Here is an 18,193-nt window from a genome sequence, read left to right on the forward strand (position 1 = left end):
CACCGTAGGGGGAAACGCGGAAAGGTACGTTCCGCGTCGGTGGTTCAAGTGCGACGCAAGTGATCGGCAATCCGGGATCATTAGGGTCACCGATCATGAACCGGCTCAGTCCCCGTCTCGGCCCCCTCACCGCGCGCCAGCGCTGGCGCCGCCTCAGGCTCCAGGCGTACTCCTGGTCCCTGACCGGCGCCTACCGGCTCGGCGCGCTGCATCCCGCGATCTGGCGGCTGGTGGCCCGCGGCTACCATCCGGCGCTGGACCGGGTGGCCGCCAGGCACGCCCGCGTGGCCTGCCAGTTCGCCGCCGTGGACGTGCCCGCCTACCGGCACTTCCTGCGCGCCAACGGCGCCGAGCACGCCCGGCGGCTGGCCGACTTCCCCGAGACCACCAAGCAGAACTACGCCGCCGCCTACGACGAGGAGAGCCGCTGCCAGGAGGGCAGGCTGCACCGGGCGGGCGTGATCGTGGACGAGTCGTCGGGGTCGAGCGGCAAGCCGTACAACTGGGTGCGCGGGCCGCGCGAGCTCAAGGGCGTCCACCGCAACGCGGCCGGCTACATCGAGCTGGTCTTCCCCGGCAGGCGGCTGTTCGTGGTCAACGCGTACTCGATGGGCGCCTGGGCCACCGGCACCACCACCGGCGCGGCCATGGCGCGCATCGCGATGGTCAAGAACACCGGCCCCGACCTGGAGAAGATCGCCGACACGCTGGAGCACTTCGGGCCCGGCTACGACTACGTGGTGGCCGCCTACCCGCCGTTCCTCAAGCACCTGCGCGACCACCTCGACGAGCGGGGCTTCCCCTGGCGGGACTACCGGATCCGGGGCATGGTCGGCGGCGAGGGCATGACCGAGGCGCTGCGCGACTACCTGGAGGAGCGCTTCGAGGAGGTCCGCTCCGGTTACGGCGCGAGCGACCTGACGATCGGGATGGGCGCGGAGAGCGGGTTCAGCGTGTGGCTGCGCAAGCGCCTGGCCGTCGACGGGGAGCTGCGCGAGCGGCTGCTCGGGCCGGGCGAGCAGCGGCTGCCGATGATCTTCCACTACAACCCGCTGGAGACGTTCCTGGAGGTCAACGCCGCCGGCGAGCTGCTGTGCACGATCAACACCAAGACGTGCCTGCAGCCCAAGCTGCGCTACAACGTGGGCGACGAGGCCGCGCTGCGCACGCTCGCCGAGGTGCGCGCCGCGCTCGGGGACGAGGCGTACGAGCGGGCCTGGACCGACGAGCGGCTGAACCTGCCGCTGCTGTTCCTGTTCGGCCGCAAGGACTCGACGATCTCGTACATGGGGGCGAACCTGTATCCGCAGGACGTCGAGTACGGCCTCTACCAGGGCAACCCGTACGCCGCCGCGATCAACCGGTTCTGCCTGTCGCTGGAGGAACTGCCCGGCCTGGAGTACCGGCCGGTCGTGAACCTGGAGGTACGCGGCGGGGTGGACGACGGGGTGGACCGCGACGAGCTGGCCGCGCTGTGCCGCAAGGGCGTGCTGGCGCACCTGAGCGCCGTCTCGCGCGACTTCGCCGAGTCGCTGCGCGAGGACCCGACGGCCGCCGACCTGCGGGTGCGGGTGTTCGGCCCGGGCGAGGGCCCGTTCGCCGGGCTCACCAAGATGAAGAACGTCTACCTGGTGAAGGACGCATGAGGACCACCGATTTCAGCAAGGCGCCGCCGCAGGGGCAGGCGACGGCGATGTTCGTCGGGGCGACCCGCTACCGGGGGCCGCTGTCGATCGTCGTGCTCTCCTTCACCTGGTGGCGCATGGTGCGCGACATGAAGCGGATGCGCGGCTACCGGTGGCACAAGGTCTACTGGGAGTTCCCGTTCACGCTGGGCACGCTGGCGTTCTTCGAGGACCGCGACGCGCTGATGCGCTTCGCGCGCACCCGCCACCACCGCAGGCTGATGCAGTGGGTCACCGACGGCACGAGGAACGCCACCGGCGGCTACATCCGGGTCTACAACGCCGAGCCCGAGGGCTACAGCAACGGGGTGTGGCGGGCCGAGGGCGGCGGGATGGCGCACATCGAGACGTTCACGCCGCTGTCGACGGAGAGCGCGGGTCCCCCGGTGAGGCGTCCGTGAGCACCTTGGGCCGCGTCCACGGGCTGGAGCGCGTCGAGAGCCGGGCCGGCCTGCGCGACTTCCTGTCGCTCACCGACCGCCTGCACGACCCGGGCGACGAGCCGCCCCGCTTCGTCCCGCCGCTGCGCGCCCAGGTCCGCGCGTGGCTGCGCCAGGGCGTGGCCCTGTACGTGCTGCGCCGCGCCGGCCGGGTGGTCGCCCGCACGACCCTGCACACCGACGCCGCCCTCGACGCCAAGCTGGGCGATCGGCTGCAGCTGTTCGGCCTCACCGAGTTCGCCGACGACGCCGCCGAGGAGCTGTTCGACGCCGTGTGCGCGGCGGGCCGGGCCGGCGGGCGGCGGACGGCGTTCGGCCCGGTCTCGCTGCTGCCGAACCAGGCGGGCGGCGTCATCACCTCGGGCTTCGCCGAGCGCGGCTTCATCGACAGCGCCTGGAACCCGCCCTCCTACCCGGCCGCGTACGAGGCGTACGGCTTCACCCGCCGCTTCGAGTCCGACACCTGGATCTGCCCGGTGCCGGACGAGCCGGTGTTCGCCTTCGACGACGCCCGCGTGGCGGCCGAAGGGCTGGAGGTGCACCGCGGCGACCGCCGCCGCGTGGCCGAGCAGCTGCCGATCCTGCGCGGCATGCTCAACGCCGCCTTCGCCCGGCTCGGCTACTACACCGAGATCTCCGCCGCCCAGCTCGCGGCGCAGACCGACGGGCTCGCGCACCTGCTGGACGAGGACCTGCTGCTGTACCTGACCAAGGCGGGGCGGCCGATCGCGTTCGTGCTGTGCCTGCCCGACATCTCCGAGTTCGTGATGCGGGTGCGCGGCGACCTCCACCTGCTCAACCAGCTCCGCCTGCTCGCCACCCGCTCCCGTCACCGGCGCGAGGCCGTGCTCGTGATCAAGGGCACGGTGCCGGACGAGCAGGGCCGCGGCTACATGCGCCTGCTCTCGCGGGAGCTGCACGAGGGCCTGCGCCGCGGCGGCTACCACACGCTGCGCAGCACGTACGTGGAGCGCACCAACCCCGGCTCCGCCGCCCAGTACGTCGCCATGGGCGGCCGCCCCCTCCACGGCTACGCCTTCTACGCCAAGGACCTCACGTGAACGAGCTGCGGGCGCTGGAGCCCGACTTCTGGCGCGCGCCGAGCGCGCACAACACGCAGCCCTGGACGCTGACGTACGAGGACGACCGGGTGACCGTCGGCTGGGACCCGGACCGGGCGCTGCCGGTCAGCGACCCCACGGGCCGCGACCTGCGCCTCGGCCTGGGGGCGTTCGTGGAGTGCTGCCTGATCGTCTGCGCGTCGGCGGGCCTGCCCGTGGCGTTCGACGCCGATCCCGGCCCGCTGCGCGTCGGTCACCTCCGCAGGGCCGGCGAGCCGTACGCGACGCCCTTCACCACGGCCGACGTGCGCGCCCGCGGCGCCAACCGGGGCGAGTACCATCCCGGCCGCCTGCCGGACGAGCTGGTCGCCGGGCTGACCGGGATGCGCCGCGTCCCGTGCCGCGACCTCGCCGACCTGCTGCACGCGGCCGACCTGCACCAGTACGGCTCGCCGGAGGTGACCCGCGAGCTGCGCCAGTGGCTGCGGCTGACCCGCAGGCACCGGCGCTACCTGCTCGACGGCCTGAGCGACCGGGCGCTGCGGCTGACCCGGCTGGAGGCGGTGGCGCTGCGCGCGTCGCTGGCGCTCTACCCGGCGCTCCGGCCGCTCGGCCTGCCCCGCCTCCTGGCGGGCGCCTCCCGCGGGCTGCTCGACCACGACGGCGACGTGCTGGTCCTGACCGGCCCGGCGGGCGACGAGGTGGAGCAGGGGCGGCTCCTCCTCCGCCACTGGCTCACCCTGTCCGCCGCCGGCTGTACGACGCATCCGCTGAGCCAGATCATCGACAGCCCCGGCACCCGGCGCGAGCTCGCCCGCCGCCTGGGCGTCGCCGACCCCTCCTCGCTGCTGCACATCGCCCGCGTCGGCCGTCCGAGGTCCCCGGCGCCGCCGTCGTCCCGGCTGCGCGGCTGAGCCGGGTGCAGCCGCGTCCAAGTGATCTCCAAGCGGGCGCGGGCAGGCTGGGGACATGCAGGCAAGCCACGGCGGTCCCGAACGGGCGGCCGTCATCGTGAAGACCGCCCAGGGGTCCGTGCGGGGCCTCACGCGGGAGGGCGTCGCCTCCTTCCTGGGCATCCCGTACGCGGCCGCGCCGGAAGGCCCGCTGCGCTTCCGTCCGCCCGCCCCGCCGCCCGCGTGGGACGGGGTGCGGGACGCCGTCGCGTACGGCGCCGCACCGCCCCAGCTCCCCCCTGCGCCGGGGGTGCCGCCGATCTGGCGCTCCGGCGACGGCCTGGCCTGCCTGAACCTCAACGTGTGGAGCCCCGACCCGGCAGGCGCGGGGCTGCCGGTCATGGTCTGGTTCTACGGCGGGGCGTGGCAGGTCGGCGCGACGGCCATGCCGCAGTACGACGGCGCCGTGCTGGCCCGCTCCGGCGTCGTGGTGGTGACCGTCGACTACCGGGTGGGTTTCGAGGGCTTCGGCCACCTGCCCGGCGTCCCGGACAACCGCGGCCTGCGCGACCAGCTCGCCGCGCTGGAGTGGGTGCGCGGGAACATCGCCGGGTTCGGCGGCGACCCCGGCAACGTGACCGTGTTCGGCCAGTCGGCGGGCGCGGCCTCGATCGCGCTGCTGACGGCCGCGCCGGCCGCCGCGGGCCTGTTCCGCCGGGCGATCGCGCAGAGCATCCCGGCCGGTCTGCGCACCCGCGCCGAGGCCGGGCGCGTCACCGGGGCGCTGGCCGCGGCGGCCGGGGTGCCGGCGACGTACGAGGGTCTCGCGGGGCTGCCGCCCGAGGCCGTCCTCGCGGCGCGCGACGTCACGGGGGCGGGCGGGAGCCCGTTCGGGCCGGTCGTGGACGGCGACCTGGTCACGGGGCCGCCCTGGGCGGGCATGGCCGGTGCGGGCGCCCGCGCCGTGGAGCTGGTCTGCGGGTTCACGCACGAGGAGTACCGCGGGCTCGCCCCTGGCGGGCCGCCCGCGGGGGTCGATCCGGCCACGGCGGCGGCTTCGTTCGGGCTGGACGCCGACGCCGTGCCCACGTACGGGCTGGCGCATCCGGGGGCGGGCGACGCCGAGCTGTTCACCGTGCTGATGTCGGACGCGCTGGTCCGGATGCCGACCACGTGGACCGCCGAGGCCCACGCGCGGGCCGGCGGCAGGACCTGGCTGTACGACTTCACCTGGAAGGGCCCGGCGCTGGGCGCGGCGCACGGCGTGGACGTGCCGTTCACCTTCGGCGACGGCCGCAGCCGGTTCGCCGCCCGCCTCCTGGGTTCCCCGCCGCCCGCCGGTTTCGCCGAGCTGTCGGAGCGCGTCCGCCGCGCCTGGACGTCGTTCGCCGCCACCGGCGACCCCGGCTGGCCCCGCTTCGACCTCGACCAGCGGCGCACCCGCCTCTGGGACCTGCCGCCCGCCGACGTCCCCTACCCGCTCACCGACTTCCGCCGCATCTGGGGCCGCCCGCCCCGGCGCTGACCTCAGCGCGCCCGGGCCAGATAGACCCAGCCGGTGGGGAACCGCCGCGTCACCAGGCTCCACGTGGACGGGTCGCACGCCCCCGCGCGGCGGTTCACCGCCCGGTCGCTGATCACGTACGTCGTCCCCAGGTCGAGCCAGCTGTTCTTCTCGGCCCGCCGGTCCCAGTGGGCGGTCGGGATCGGGACGCAGTCGCGGCGGCCGGACTTGTCCTGGCTGGTGATCTTCAGGACCTCGATCGTCTGCTCATGCGTCCTTATCACCAGACAGGGACGCACCTTCGACCCGGTGCCGTCGGCGAAAGGCACGTCCGCCCAGTAAATGTGCCCGGGGCTGGGACGGGAATACCAGGACGCGTCCGGCGGATGCGCGTGGATCCGCGGACGCGGCTTTGCCTGGCCGCGCAGAATCCGGCGGACCAGGAGAAAGACCGCGGCCGGGAGCCCGACGATGAACGCGAACCATAACAGGGCGAGCAATATGCCGAGAATTTGGGTCGACGTACCCGCATAAACGGAAAGCCGAGATATGAGCAGCACGATCACGCTGCGCACCCTACAGGCCGGTATGTTCCTGCGGTACGTCATTGGGCGGGCGAATTCGCCAGGACGGCGGAAAGAAAGGGGCGTCCTGGCCACCCTGAAGCAGGGCCGAGTGGATGCCCCGGGACATCTAGCATGAGCGGGTGAAGTACATGTTGATGATCTACGCCAACGCCGAGTCGCAGCAGCACGTAGCCGCCCACGAGTCCGACGTGATGGCCGAGGTGGACGCCCTGATGAAGGAGCTCACCGACAGCGGGGAGCTGGTGGGCGGGCAGGCGCTCGACGGGCCCGGCACGTCGCGTGTCGTCAGGGTGCGCGGCGGCGTGCCCGCCGTCACCGACGGGCCGTTCCTGGAGGCCAAGGAGTTCCTGGCGGGCTACCTGATCGTGGAGTGCGCGAGCGTCGAGCGGGCCACGGAGATCGCGGCCCGGTGGCCGGACGCGCGGCTGTGCGCGATGGAGGTGCGGCCGATCATCGACGAGGTCGGGCCGCCCGCGGGCGAGGGCGGCCCGGCGCGGGGATGACCGAGGTCGAGGCGCTGCTGCGGGAGCTGGCGCCGCAGGTGCTCGGCATTCTCGTCCGGCGCCACGAGCAGTTCGCCGCCTGCGAGGACGCCGTCCAGGAGGCGCTGCTCGACGCCGCCGTCCAGTGGCCGCGGGAGGGCGTGCCGGACAACCCGCGGGCCTGGCTGGTGACGGTGGCCTCGCGGCGGCTCATCGACCTCGTACGCAGCGAGCACGCCCGGCGGCGGCGCGAGGAGAGCGCGTCCGCCGCCGAGCCGTCCGACGCCCGCACGGTGGCCGGGCCGGGCGAGGAGCCGGTGGGCGACCGGGACGACACGCTCACGCTGCTGTTCCTGTGCTGCCATCCGGCGCTGTCTGCGCCCTCGCAGCTCGCCCTCACGCTGCGGGCCGTGGGCGGGCTGACCACGGCGCAGGTGGCGGGCGCGTTCCTGGTGCCCGAGGCGACGATGGCGCAGCGCATCAGCCGGGCCAAGCAGCGGATCAAGGCCGCGGGCGCGCGGTTCGAGCCGCCGCCGGAGGGCGAGCGGGCGGCGCGGCTGCGGGTGGTGCTGCACGTGCTCTACCTGATCTTCAACGAGGGCTACACCGCGACGGCCGGGCCGGAGCTGCACCGCGACGAGCTGACCGGCGAGGCGATCAGGCTGGCGAGGGTCGTGCACCGGCTGCTGCCTGACGACGGCGAGGTGGCCGGGCTGCTGGCGCTCATGCTGCTCACCGAGGCGAGGCGGCCCGCCCGCACCGGGCCGGACGGGCGGCTGGTCCCGCTCGCCGAGCAGGACCGCGGCCTGTGGGACCGGCGGCTCGTCGCCGAGGGCGTGGAGCTGGTGAGCGGGGCTCTGTCCACGGCCCCGCTCGGGCCCTACCAGGTGCAGGCGGCCATCGCGGCCGTGCACGACGAGGCTCCTTCGGCCGCGGAGACCGACTGGCCGCAGATCCTCGCGCTGTACCGGGTGCTGTCGGGGCTGGAGGACAACCCGGTGGTGGAGCTCAACCACGCGGTGGCCGAGGCCATGGTGCACGGCCCGCGCGCCGGGCTCGCCCGGCTCGACCGGCTCGCGGCCGACGGCCGGCTCAAGGGCCACCACCGGCCGGCCGCGGTCCGGGCGCACCTGCTGGAGCTGGCGGGCGACCACGCCGGCGCGGCCGGCGCCTACCGCGAGGCGGCCCTGCTGACGGCCAGCGTCCCCGAGCGGGACTACCTGGAGGGCCGGGCGGTCCGCCTGAGCTGACGGCCCCCGCCGGCGCCCGCGGCGGCGGGACGTGACGACCCCGGGCCCGGCGGGCAGGAGCAGGGCGTGAACGTGGTCGCGCTGTCCGACACCCACGCGCCCCGGCGCTGGCGCTCCTGCCCGCCCCGGGTCGCCGAGCACCTGCGGGGCGCGGACGTCATCCTGCACGCCGGGGACGTCTGCGTCGCCTCGGTGCTGGCCGAGCTGGCCGCGTACGCGCCGGTGCACGCGGTCAAGGGCAACAACGACGGCCCCGACGTGACCGCGCCGGAGACCCTGGAGCTGACGCTGGACGGCCTGCGGATCGGCATGATCCACGACAGCGGCCCGGCGAAGGGCCGCCTGGCCCGCCTGCGGCGCCGCTTCCCCGAGGCGGACCTGGTGGTCTTCGGCCACTCCCACATCCCGCTCGACGAGTACGGCGACGGCCTGCGCATCTTCAACCCGGGCTCGCCCACCGACCGCCGCCGCCAGCCGCACGGCACGGTGGGCCTGCTCACCGTCGAGGACGGCGTCCTGACCAGGGCCGAGATCGTGCCCGTCACCTGACCACGTCGCGCCCGCCGTCCTTGAGCCGGTGGGGGCCGAAGACGCCGATGGGCCGCCCGCCGAAGTCCCCCAGCGCCGCCGCGGCCCCGGCCTGGGCGACGACGCGGCGCGGGCGCTGGGGCAGGTCATCCGCCGGTACCACTCCCGCCGCAGCAGCCCGGCTCCCGCCTACCGCGAGCGGCGTAGCGGCGAAGGCGACGGCGGCGGGATTCGCCGGCCGCGCCGCGACGAGATTCTGGCTCTCATCCGGTCTTAAGAGGTGCGGTAAGGCGACGGGAACGAGACCGTAAGCGCCCTCCCGCACCCTGATCGCAGGACTTGACGAAAGGGCGACGAGATGAGCCGGCCGTACAGGATCGACGACGACATCACCCTCACCGGTTTCACCGGGCGGGCGCACCGGCCCGGCGAGGGCCGCTACGAGGAACTGCGCCGCGCGCTCAACCCCGCCGTGGACTCCCGGCCCGCGCTGGTCGCCGAGGCGTACGGCATGGCGGACGTGCGGGCGGCGCTGCTGGCGGCGCGGGCGCACGGGGTGCCGTTCGCGGTGCAGGCGACCGGGCACGGCACGCACGCCGGCGCCGACGGCGGCGTGCTGGTCCGGACCACGCCGATGGCGTCGGTGCTGGTGGACCCCGTCCGCCGGATCGCGCGGGTCGGGCCCGGCGCCCGCTGGGGCCACGTCATCGCCGCCGCCGCGCCGTTCGGGCTGGCGCCGCTGTCCGGCTCGGCCACCGACGTGGGCGTCACCGGCTACACGCTCGGCGGCGGGCTCGGCTGGCTGGCGCGCAGGCACGGCTTCGCCGCCGACAGCGTGCTGCGCGCCGAGGTGCTGCTGGCCGACGGACGGCACGTCACGGCGAGCGCGGACAGCCACCCCGAGCTGTTCTGGGCGCTGCGCGGAGGCGGCGGCGGGTTCGGCGTGGTCACCTCGCTGGAGTTCCGGCTGCACCCGGTCTCGCGGGTCTACAGCGGGTTCGCGTACTTCCCGGTCGAGGCGGCGGGCGACCTGCTGGAGGCGTACCGGACGTGGATCGACACCGCCCCCGACGACCTCAGCACCGCGGTCGTGCTCCGCCGGATGCCCGCAGAAGGGCCGCTCGCCGGGCGGCACGTGGCGCAGCTCAAGGTCGTGCACGCCGGCGACGAGGCGGAGGGCCGGCGGCTGCTGGCGCCGCTCCTGCGGGCGGCCGGCCCGGCGCTGCTGGACGAGACCCGCACCACGACGTACGCGGACACGGCCATGGGCGGCACCCCCAACCGCCACATGTCCATGCTGGAGGAGGTCCCCGGCGCGGTCGTGGACGTGCTGGTGGCCGCGGCCGGGCAGGCGCAGACCGTGGAGGTGCGGCACTGGGGCGGCGCGATGAGCCGCCCGGGGCCGGACGCCGGGCCGGTGAGCCACCGGGACACCCGGCTGTCGGTGATCGTGGACACGCCGGTGCCTGGGCTGGCCGAGGCGTTGCGGCCGTACGACAACGGGGGCACGTTCCTCAACTTCCTGGCCGACACGCGGCGCACCGCGGCGGCCTGGTCGGGGGCGGACCACGCGCGGCTGCGGGAGGTCAAGCGGGCCTACGACCCGGACGGCTTCTTCCGCGTCGGGCACGTCGTCGAGCCGTGACGGGCGGGAGAAAACCCGTTTCCCCCGCCGGAGCCCCTTCACTACACTCGCCCCGAACCCGCCGCGATCGAGTGGCCGTCTTCGACGGCGTGGCCGGGGTCGAGCCGCAGATCGAGTCTGTGTGGCGCGGGGCCGACCGGCACGGGGTGCCACGGGGGGGCGTTCGTCAACAAGGTGACTCCTCCGCTCCCTGAAGGGAGCGGCTTCTCGCTAAGCCGCCTGCGCAGCCTGACGAAGGGCAAGCCCTGCCCTGAGGATGTTGACCGCGCCGTTCACGTCGGCGTGCGCGGTATGCCCGCACGCCCGACATCGGAACATGGCCTGAGTGACACGGTTCTCCTTGGCGACGTGGCCGCATTCGGCGCACGTCCGGGAGGTGTTGGCGGGGTTCACCGCGATCCGCTCCCGACCGGCGCTTTCAGCCTTGTACGCGAGGACCCGCAGGAACACCCCCCAACCCGCGTCCAGGATCGACTTGTTCAGACCGGACTTGGCCGCGACGTTGCGGCCGGGCGCCTCGATCGTGCCGGACGCGCTACGGGTCATGTTCGCGATCCGCAGGTCCTCGTGCACGATCACGTCATAGGCGCGCACCAGCGCCAGCGCGGCCTTGTGCGCGGTGTCGAGGCGCTGACGGCATACCTTGGCGTGCAACGCCGCGACCCTGGCCACCGCCTTGCGCTGGCGGTTGGAGCCGCGCTTCTTGCGGGCCAGGTCCCGCTGGGCCGCCGCGAGCCGGTCGGCGCAGGCGGCCAGGTGACGCGGATTGGCGAGGTGCTCGCCGTCGCTGGTGGTCACCAGCGACGCCACACCCATGTCGATCCCGCCCGCCGCACCCGTCGCGGGCAGGGGCTCGGCGGGCACCTCGTCACACGACAGCACCACGTACCAGCGCGAGCCCTCCCGCGTGACGCTGATCGTCTTCACCCTGCCCATGACCGGCCGGTGCTGATGCACCCGCACATGCCCCACGCCCTGCAACCGGACGAACGTGGCAGTGGGGTGCGCGGGCTGGGAGTCCCAGCGGCAGCCGTCACCGTCCTTCGGCCACTCCACCGCGTTGAAGCGTCCCCGGCCCTTGAACCGCGGGAACCCGGGCGCCCGCCCCGCCTTGACGCGGTCGAAGAACGCGCGAAACGCCTTGTCCAGCTTGCGCAGTGTGGCCTGCTGAGAGGAGAACGACCACCGGGCCTGACCCTCCGGATCGTCGGCCCGGATGTGCTTCAACTCACTGGACTGGTCCCCGTAGCGGATCGTCACCCCGGCTCGACGGTAGGCGGTGCGCCGGTGCTCAAGAGCGGCGTTGTACAACTGCCGGTGATCTTCCAGGCAGGCCGCGAGCGCGATCTCCTGCTGACGGGTCGGACGCAACAGAAACTTGAACGACCTACGCACGGCCATCCCCCCGGAGGATGCGCTCGTCCCGCCTTTCGACAGGGCGCCACATCATCTGGCCCGACAGCGTGGCGACCGGCACGGACGACTGGGAGCGCGAGTGCGGGAACTCGGTGCGCGGGTGGCGGGAGGTGAGCCGGCCGAACCGGCCGACCTTGTACGGCGGCCAGTGCCGGGGATGCGACCTGACGAACAGGCGCACGTGCTCGGGCATGGCCTCCAGCGTCACGATCCGCCGATCGCGCTCGACCGCCCTGGCTACTTCGGCGCGGATCAACTCCCGCGGGCGGTCCTTCGTCCGGCCGCCCACAACCGGGCCGCCCACAACCGGGCCGCCCAGCACCGGGCGGCGACGGTCCGGGAACCTCACGTGGTACCCGAGGTCATACGCCGCGCCGGGCCAGGTGCCCACCCGAGGAATCACACGATCATTATCCAGTGCCGCGCCTTCACCGCGGCGACGAACGGAGAACTCTGACGTCACCCGAAGGCGACGGTTCCCTCGAGAGGACCCGGACCTGGACGCCGGCGCGGGACGCGTCGAGCGGGCCGGGCGGATCCTGCGGGTGCAGGCCCATCGGCACGCCGAAGTGGACCGGGCGGTCGCGGGCGACATCGTGGCGCTGGCCGGGCTCAGGGCGGCCCGCGCGGGCGCGACCCTGTGCGCGCCGGCTACGCCCCGGCGCCGTGACCGGCGCGGGCCGGGCGGTTCGATCCGCCCGGCCCGCCCGGCTCACGGGGTGACGGCCGTCGCGGCCCTCGGCCGGCTCATGGGGCGGTGGCCGCGGCCGCCTTCGCCTTCGCTGTCGCCGTCCAGTAGGCGGCTCTGGCGACCTGCGGGAACAGGCCCTTCGGGTGGTTGCGGAACATCGGCTCGGTGCCGAACATGACCACGGCCGCGCCGCGCTCGTCCCGGCCGCTCACGACCGCCGCCTGGCCCCTGGCCTGCTCGGGCCCGCCCGCGCCGGTCCGGGGGTCGGCCCGCCAGTGACCGGCGACGAGAGGACCGTCCGCCGCGTACGCCTGCTCGACCCTGACCTCCGGCCCCAGCCCGGTGAACCAGCGCGGCGCGTACACGAACGAGTGGTCCGGCGACCCGCCGCCCACCGGCCCGCCGGACGACGCCACCCGCACGACGCCGTTGGCGTCAGAACGGCCGGCGACCGCGGTCACGGTGAGCAGCCCGGCCGCCGCGTTGAACGCCGCGCCCGTGCCGCCCCGGGTGATGACGCCGCCGGTGGTGAGGAAGGCGTCGAGCGCCGCGCGCGCGGCCGGGTTCAGCGCGGCGTGGCTGAGCCCGCTGGAGACGACCAGCACGTCCGTGGCGCTCCAGTCGAAGCCGGCGTTGAGCACGGCGGTCGACACCGGGGTGACGGGGAAGCCCAGCTCGCGCAGCGTGAACAGCTCGTCCGCGGAGACGGCGGCGGCCAGGCGGACCGGCGCCAGCGGCGTGCCGGTCGCGCCGGCGGCCTGGGTGAAGGCGACGCCGTACCGGTCGGCGACGGTCCCGGCCGCGCGGCGGGCGCTCGCCGGGACGATGACCCGGCCGTCGTCCGTCCAGGTCAGGGCGACGCCCTGGGCGAGCAGGTCGTTGACCGCCTGGACCTCCTTGGCGTCCACGACCGCGACCGCGAGCGGCCCTGACCCGCGCGGCACCGAACCGGTCGGGGCGGCGGCCTTGACCGGCTCGGCCGCGACGCGCGGCGCCTGACCGGTCACGGGCTCCACGGTGGCGCCCCACAGCAGGGCGTGGCTCCAGCCGGAGATGTCATACATCGCGTCCACGCGGGGCGAGATGTCCGCGCCCGGCTCCAGCATCACGTTGGCCAGGCCGCGTTTGGGCTGGCGCATGTCCACGACGTACGACCCGGCCGGGTAGGTCCGGCCTCCCGCCCGGAAGGCGTGCCTGGCCCGCCCGACCCGGACGTCGTTCGCCACGAGGTGGTCGGCCAGGCGGGCGGCGGCGGTGGCCGAGCGCTCGCCGGTGATGACGTACGCGCGGGGGAAGGTCGTGGTGTAGACGTCCTCGGGGCCGAAGCCGGGCACGATGCCGAGCGGCACGGTCCTGGACGGCTCGCCCGCCGCGCCCCGCCGGAACACCTCGATCTGGTCGGCGATCAGCGTGTCGTGCCGGTCCTGGACGAAGGCCCAGGAGGCGCGGATGGCGGCGGCGGCCACGTCGGTGTTGATCGCCGAGCGGCGGCGCAGCTCCTCGACCGGCAGGTTGGTGTAGTCGGCGTTGTTGACCCGCAGCGGGATCTCGACGGTGTGCGCGGCGACGGCCCCGTGGAAGGGCGCGTACTGCGGGGTGAAGATCGGCGGCCAGTCGTCCCAGCCCTCGGCGCTGTCGCGGAACGGGATCTGCGCCGGGTGCACGCCGTCCTTCTCGGGGGTGTAGCCGAGGCCGTTGACGGCGGCCTCCATGCCGAGGCCGTTGGCGTAGGCGTTCCTGATGAACAGGTCGTACTCGTAGTTCGCGCCGTGGGGCGGGGTGGTGGGCTCGATGAGGGTGCCGTTGACGTACCCGTGCAGGTCGATCATCGTCACCGGCTGGGCGTCGATCATGAGCCGGCGCATCGCCCTGACCTCCGGCTGGGAGGCGGTGACGAAGTCGCGGTTGAGGTCGAAGCCGTTGCCGTTGGGGCGTACGCCGTTGACCCGGCCGTCGGGGTTGGCGGTGACGTTGAAGTAGAGGCGGGTGCGGGCGAGCAGCGCGGCGACCTTCGGGTCGGCGCTGGTGGCCAGCTCCTCGATGGTGCGCAGCGCGGCGTCGGTGCCCTCCCACTCGTTGCCGTGGATGTTCGCGTTGACGTACAGGGGGGCCTTGTAGCGGGCGGCGAGCTTGCGGTCGCGGGCGGCGGCGGCCGGGTCGCCAGCGATGCGCTCGCGGAGGCGGGCCTGCTCGCGCGCCTCGGCGCGGGTCTCGGGGGCGGTGACGGTGACGAGGTAGAGGTCGCGGCCCTGGGCGCTGCGGCCGATGATCTCGGCGCTCACCCGGTCGCTGCGCCGCTGCAGGTCGTTGAGCTTGGGGGCGATGCCGTGGTACGGCACCAGGCCGAGCTTGACGGAGGCGTCGGCGGGGTTCTCGGCCGGTTCGGGAAGCGTGGTGCGGCGGGGGTAGCCGAGGTCGCGGGAGGGTCCGCCGGACGGCTCGGCGGGCGCCGGAGGGGCGGTGCGGAGGGCCTGGGCCCGCTCGTCGCCGCCGGCCGCCTCGTCGTTGCGTTCTGGGCCGTTGCCGAAGTCGCGGACGGCCGGCTGGGGCGGGGCGGGTGGTTCGGCGGTCGCCGTCCCTGCCGGGACGAGGAGCACGGCCGAGACGGCGATGCTCGCCAACGGGATGGATAAGCGCACGGCGGCCTCCATGTGCATGAATGAGAGGTGCGTTCCGTTCGTACGGTTTGTCGAGGAACGCGGCAAGGCACCGTGATCAGAGCGACGCCCAATCCATGTCAATCCGTGGTCATTCCGGCAGCCGGGCGGGGGTGGCGGGCGCGGGGGCTCACTGCACAACAGATGCAGTAATTTCGCGAAAATACTGCGAGAAATAAGCAGGAAACAAATCCTTGACAAACCTCACCTGCGCATTGATTATATCGATTTAATCCCGCACCCCCATGCGGGCCTCACTGCGAGGAGCCCGTCACGATGAGACTCCCCCTCGGCCCGCGCGAGCGCCGCCGCGCCGCGACCCTCGCGCTGGCCGCCCTCCTCACCACCCTGGCGACGGCGCCCCCGCCCGCCACCGCCGCGCCGCCGTCCGCACCGGCCACCTCCACGGCCACTGTCGCGACCGGCGGCGCGGGCGCGGGGCCGCGGCTCGAACGCCTGGACCGCGGCCTGGTCGCCGCCTCCACCCCCGGCGGCGTCTTCCTGAGCTGGCGGCTGCTCGGCGAGGAGGTCACCGGCCACGGCGCCACGGGCATGACGGGCGCCGACTTCCGCGTCTACCGCGACGGCCGCCCGATCGCGACGGTGACCGGCAGCACGAACCATCTCGATCCCGCCGGCACGCCCGACTCCCGCTACCAGGTGGCCCCGGTCGCGGAGGGCCACGAGGGCCGCCGCAGCGCCGTTGCCACGCCCTGGCTTAAATCGTTTTTCGACATCAGGCTCACCAAACCCGCCGACGGCGTCACCCCCGCCGGCGAGGCGTACACGTATTCCGCCAACGACGTGAGCGTCGGCGACGTGGACGGCGACGGCCAGTACGAGTACGTCGTCAAGTGGGACCCGTCCAACTCCAAGGACGTCTCCCAGCGCGGCTGGACCGGCAACACCTACCTCGACACCTACGAGCTCGACGGCACCCTGCGCTGGCGGCTCGACCTCGGCGTCAACATCCGCTCCGGCGCCCACTACACGCAGTTCCTCGTCTACGACTTCGACGGCGACGGCCGCTCGGAGCTGATGCTCAAGACCGCCCCCGGCACGAAGATCATCCGGTACGGCCCCCGCGGCCAGGTCGTCTCCGAGCGCTACGTCACGATGCCCAGGGCCGACGTCAGGGCCGGGCACTCCCACGCCGACGACTACCGGCTGAGCGCCGAGGGCTACTTCGACCACCTCGTGGCCATGTTCGAGAAGTGGCACGAGCACCCCGAGGTGGTCGCCGGGCGCTGGCCGCGGACGCTGGAGGAGGCGTTCGGCATCGCGCCCGCGCACACGTACCCGCTCTCCCACGAGGCCGCCGTCGAGCTGGCGAACCACTTCGTGGACGTGTACGCGCCCGGCCGCAGCGCCAACAACCGGCTGCGGGAGTTCGCGGGGTTCGTCGTCAGCGGCCCCGAGTACCTGTCGGTGCTCGACGGCGCGTCCGGCAAGGAGCTCCAGACCGTCCCGTACAAGCCGGGCAGGGGCGACGACGGCCTCATGTGGGGCGACTACGCGATGGCCCGCGTCGAGCCGGCCAACCGGGTGGACCGGTTCCTGTCCGCAGTCGCCTATCTCGACGGCCGGCGTCCTTCGGCGGTCTTCGCGCGCGGCTACTACACGCGCACCACGCTCGTCGCCTACGACTGGGACGGCCGGCGGCTCAAGGAGGTCTGGTACGCCGACAGCGGCCATGTGCCGATGGCGAACCCGTTCAACGCCTCCCCGCACGGCCAGCCCGGCACCAACCCGAAATATGCCGACATAACCACGCAGGGCTTCCACTCGATGAGCGCGGCCGACGTGGACGGCGACGGCCGGCAGGAGATCGTGTACGGCGCCGCCACGCTCGACGACGACGGCGACGTGCTGTACTCGTCCTTCGCCGAGGCCCCGCCGCAGAGCAACGTGCCCGGCCAGACCGTACGGCTCGGCCACGGCGACGCGATGCACGTCGGCGACCTCGACCCCGACCGTCCCGGCCTGGAGATCTGGACCGTGCACGAAGGCGGGCGGAGCGCCCCGTACGGATGGGCGATGCGCGACGCGGCCACCGGGCGGGTGCTGTTCGGCGGCTACAGCGGCGTGGACACCGGCCGCGGCATGGCCGGCGACGTCGACCCGGCGATCCGCGGCCTGGAGGCGTGGTCGTCGATGCCGCCCGGCCAGACCGTCCAGGGGGGCCTGTGGTCGGCCCGCGGCGACTATCTGGGCCGCGACGACGTGCCGGGGACGAACATGAGCATCCGGTGGGCGGCCGACATGACGACGCAGCTCGTCAACGGCACCGCCACGACCGTCCTGCAGACGCCCACGATCGACGACCGGCGGCGCGGCACGCTGCTGACCGCCGAGGGCACGCTGACGAACAACTGGACGAAGGGCAACCCGGGCCTGGTGGCCGACGTGTTCGGCGACTGGCGGGAGGAGCTGCTGGTGCGCACGGCCGACAGCTCGGCCCTGCGCGTCCACCTCAGCACCGAGGTCACCGATCGCAAGCTGTACACGCTGATGCACGACCCGCAGTACCGGGTGGAGGTGGCGCGGCAGCAGACGGCGTACAACCAGCCCGCCTACCCGAGCTTCTACCTCGCCTCCGACCTCGACTGGTCGAAGGTGCCGGTGCCGCGGACGCGCTGAACGGGAACGCGAGGAGGGCGCCCCCTCGCGGGGACGCCCTCCTCGTGGTCCGGTGACCGGCAGGTCAGTCCTGCGGGGTCACGGGTTCTTGACGGAGACCGGGCGGACGCCGGTGTCCTTCTCGGCCCAGGCGCCGGTGGAGAACGCCACGGGCACGTTCTTGCGGCCGATGCCGTCGCCCCACTTGGTGATGACGTAGTTGATCTTGATGTGGCCCTCGCCGCCGACGCCGTCCACGCCCAGGGTGTCGGGGTTGAAGCGGCCGCCGGTCAGCTCGGCGAACGTCTTGGCGTCGAGGTCCAGCATGACACCGCGGTCGGAGGGCTCGCCGGGGCCGCGGTCACCGACGAAGAAGGGCAGCTTCTTGCCCTTGTACACCACGTAACCCTCGGTCATGAGCGGCCAGCTCGGGCTGGCGGCGAGGCCCTTCTGCATGGGCTTGCCCGCGGCCGGCAGTCCGGTGTCGCCGGCCCGGCCGGAGGAGTCGTCCCAGAAGTACGACGCCTTGGTCGAGCCCGTGAGCAGGATCGCCTGGGACTTGGCGTCGCTCGCGGAGGCGGCGGTCTTCACGTCGGCGTGCGCGGTGGCCGCGCCGATGGTCAGGCCGCCGAGCGTGGCGGCGGTCAGCAGGCTGAGAGCTCGCGTGCGAACGGACATGGTCAAGGAAAGTCCTTCGTTAGGGAACACGGAGGTTGCGCTCGCTTGACTGATGTA

General features: G+C 73.7%; 16 protein-coding genes. 10 read left to right on the forward strand and 6 right to left on the reverse strand.

What is annotated here, in order from left to right; translation table 11 throughout:
- Positions 1-95: 95 nt before the first annotated feature.
- From Nocox_RS25365 to Nocox_RS25385, 5 genes are read left to right on the forward strand one after another with little or no spacing between them, the layout of a single operon-like run.
- Positions 96-1,646, forward strand: a complete 1,551-nt coding sequence (locus Nocox_RS25365; RefSeq protein ID WP_020541021.1) for a phenylacetate--CoA ligase family protein — start codon at positions 96-98, stop codon at positions 1,644-1,646.
- Positions 1,643-2,086 (forward strand): hypothetical protein, encoded by a 444-nt coding sequence (locus Nocox_RS25370; protein WP_020541020.1) that lies wholly within the window; start codon positions 1,643-1,645, stop codon positions 2,084-2,086. Before Nocox_RS25365 ends, Nocox_RS25370 begins: the two co-directional genes overlap by 4 nt.
- Positions 2,083-3,186: a hypothetical protein gene (locus Nocox_RS25375; RefSeq protein WP_020541019.1), complete on the forward strand. Its 1,104-nt coding sequence runs from the start codon at positions 2,083-2,085 to the stop codon at positions 3,184-3,186. Before Nocox_RS25370 ends, Nocox_RS25375 begins: the two co-directional genes overlap by 4 nt.
- Positions 3,183-4,100: a nitroreductase family protein gene (locus Nocox_RS25380; protein ID WP_020541018.1), complete on the forward strand. Its 918-nt coding sequence runs from the start codon at positions 3,183-3,185 to the stop codon at positions 4,098-4,100. The genes Nocox_RS25375 and Nocox_RS25380 overlap by 4 nt, the downstream gene beginning before the upstream one ends.
- Positions 4,101-4,155: 55 nt before the next feature.
- Positions 4,156-5,604 carry a carboxylesterase/lipase family protein gene (locus Nocox_RS25385; protein WP_020541017.1) on the forward strand — a complete coding sequence of 483 codons (1,449 nt, stop codon included), beginning with the start codon at positions 4,156-4,158 and terminating at the stop codon, positions 5,602-5,604.
- 2 nt (positions 5,605-5,606) lie between these two features.
- Here the strand turns inward: Nocox_RS25385 and Nocox_RS25390 are convergent, their stop codons facing one another.
- Positions 5,607-6,149, reverse strand: a complete 543-nt coding sequence (locus Nocox_RS25390; protein ID WP_211212530.1) for a type II toxin-antitoxin system PemK/MazF family toxin — start codon at positions 6,147-6,149, stop codon at positions 5,607-5,609.
- A 149-nt stretch (positions 6,150-6,298) separates the two neighbouring features.
- On the opposite strand from Nocox_RS25390, the gene Nocox_RS25395 reads away from it, so the two are divergent.
- The 3 genes from Nocox_RS25395 to Nocox_RS25405 all read left to right on the forward strand — a co-directional run bounded on the left by Nocox_RS25395 (position 6,299) and on the right by Nocox_RS25405 (position 8,451).
- Positions 6,299-6,673: a YciI family protein gene (locus tag Nocox_RS25395; RefSeq protein ID WP_246649896.1), complete on the forward strand. Its 375-nt coding sequence runs from the start codon at positions 6,299-6,301 to the stop codon at positions 6,671-6,673.
- The gene (locus tag Nocox_RS25400) at positions 6,670-7,902 is read left to right on the forward strand and encodes an RNA polymerase sigma factor (protein ID WP_020541015.1); all 1,233 of its coding nucleotides are present in this window, start codon (positions 6,670-6,672) and stop codon (positions 7,900-7,902) included. The genes Nocox_RS25395 and Nocox_RS25400 overlap by 4 nt, the downstream gene beginning before the upstream one ends.
- Positions 7,903-7,968: 66 nt before the next feature.
- The gene (locus tag Nocox_RS25405; protein ID WP_020541014.1) at positions 7,969-8,451 is read left to right on the forward strand and encodes a metallophosphoesterase family protein; all 483 of its coding nucleotides are present in this window, start codon (positions 7,969-7,971) and stop codon (positions 8,449-8,451) included.
- Here Nocox_RS25405 and Nocox_RS25410 read toward each other — a convergent pair.
- Positions 8,444-8,593 (reverse strand): hypothetical protein, encoded by a 150-nt coding sequence (locus Nocox_RS25410; protein ID WP_020541013.1) that lies wholly within the window; start codon positions 8,591-8,593, stop codon positions 8,444-8,446. The two genes, Nocox_RS25405 and Nocox_RS25410, sit on opposite strands and share 8 nt — an antisense overlap.
- 195 nt (positions 8,594-8,788) lie before the next feature.
- Between Nocox_RS25410 and Nocox_RS25415 the strand changes: the two genes are divergently transcribed.
- Positions 8,789-10,075, forward strand: a complete 1,287-nt coding sequence (locus Nocox_RS25415; protein WP_020541012.1) for an FAD-binding oxidoreductase — start codon at positions 8,789-8,791, stop codon at positions 10,073-10,075.
- A gap of 210 nt (positions 10,076-10,285) precedes the next feature.
- On the opposite strand, the gene Nocox_RS25420 is transcribed toward Nocox_RS25415, so the two are convergent.
- From Nocox_RS25420 to Nocox_RS25430, 3 genes are all read right to left on the reverse strand, one after another.
- The gene (locus Nocox_RS25420) at positions 10,286-11,476 is read right to left on the reverse strand and encodes an RNA-guided endonuclease InsQ/TnpB family protein (RefSeq protein WP_020541011.1); all 1,191 of its coding nucleotides are present in this window, start codon (positions 11,474-11,476) and stop codon (positions 10,286-10,288) included.
- A complete protein-coding gene (locus Nocox_RS25425; RefSeq protein ID WP_026213893.1) occupies positions 11,463-11,894 on the reverse strand; it encodes a transposase in 432 nt (143 codons plus the stop codon). Before Nocox_RS25425 ends, Nocox_RS25420 begins: the two co-directional genes overlap by 14 nt.
- A 344-nt stretch (positions 11,895-12,238) precedes the next feature.
- Positions 12,239-14,821 (reverse strand): M14 family zinc carboxypeptidase, encoded by a 2,583-nt coding sequence (locus Nocox_RS25430; RefSeq protein ID WP_246649541.1) that lies wholly within the window; start codon positions 14,819-14,821, stop codon positions 12,239-12,241.
- A gap of 294 nt (positions 14,822-15,115) precedes the next feature.
- Between Nocox_RS25430 and Nocox_RS25435 the strand changes: the two genes are divergently transcribed.
- Positions 15,116-17,479: a rhamnogalacturonan lyase gene (locus Nocox_RS25435; RefSeq protein WP_020541008.1), complete on the forward strand. Its 2,364-nt coding sequence runs from the start codon at positions 15,116-15,118 to the stop codon at positions 17,477-17,479.
- Between the two features lie 78 nt (positions 17,480-17,557).
- On the opposite strand, the gene Nocox_RS25440 is transcribed toward Nocox_RS25435, so the two are convergent.
- Positions 17,558-18,136 carry a hypothetical protein gene (locus tag Nocox_RS25440; protein WP_020541007.1) on the reverse strand — a complete coding sequence of 193 codons (579 nt, stop codon included), beginning with the start codon at positions 18,134-18,136 and terminating at the stop codon, positions 17,558-17,560.
- Positions 18,137-18,193: the final 57 nt, after the last annotated feature.

The organism is Nonomuraea coxensis DSM 45129 (genome assembly GCF_019397265.1).
GTDB lineage: Bacteria > Actinomycetota > Actinomycetes > Streptosporangiales > Streptosporangiaceae > Nonomuraea > Nonomuraea coxensis.

Excerpts from the sequence above, each read along its gene's own strand:
- Nocox_RS25400 (WP_020541015.1), top strand. The coding sequence starts at position 6,670 with ATGACCGAGGTCGAGGCGCTGCTGCGGGAGCTGGCGCCGCAGGTGCTC.
- Nocox_RS25365 (WP_020541021.1), top strand. The coding sequence starts at position 96 with ATGAACCGGCTCAGTCCCCGTCTCGGCCCCCTCACCGCGCGCCAGCGC.
- Nocox_RS25385 (WP_020541017.1), top strand. The coding sequence starts at position 4,156 with ATGCAGGCAAGCCACGGCGGTCCCGAACGGGCGGCCGTCATCGTGAAG.
- Nocox_RS25395 (WP_246649896.1), top strand. The coding sequence starts at position 6,299 with ATGTTGATGATCTACGCCAACGCCGAGTCGCAGCAGCACGTAGCCGCC.
- Nocox_RS25440 (WP_020541007.1), bottom strand. The coding sequence starts at position 18,136 with ATGTCCGTTCGCACGCGAGCTCTCAGCCTGCTGACCGCCGCCACGCTC.
- Nocox_RS25370 (WP_020541020.1), top strand. The coding sequence starts at position 1,643 with ATGAGGACCACCGATTTCAGCAAGGCGCCGCCGCAGGGGCAGGCGACG.
- Nocox_RS25415 (WP_020541012.1), top strand. The coding sequence starts at position 8,789 with ATGAGCCGGCCGTACAGGATCGACGACGACATCACCCTCACCGGTTTC.
- Nocox_RS25435 (WP_020541008.1), top strand. The coding sequence starts at position 15,116 with ATGAGACTCCCCCTCGGCCCGCGCGAGCGCCGCCGCGCCGCGACCCTC.
- Nocox_RS25420 (WP_020541011.1), bottom strand. The coding sequence starts at position 11,476 with ATGGCCGTGCGTAGGTCGTTCAAGTTTCTGTTGCGTCCGACCCGTCAG.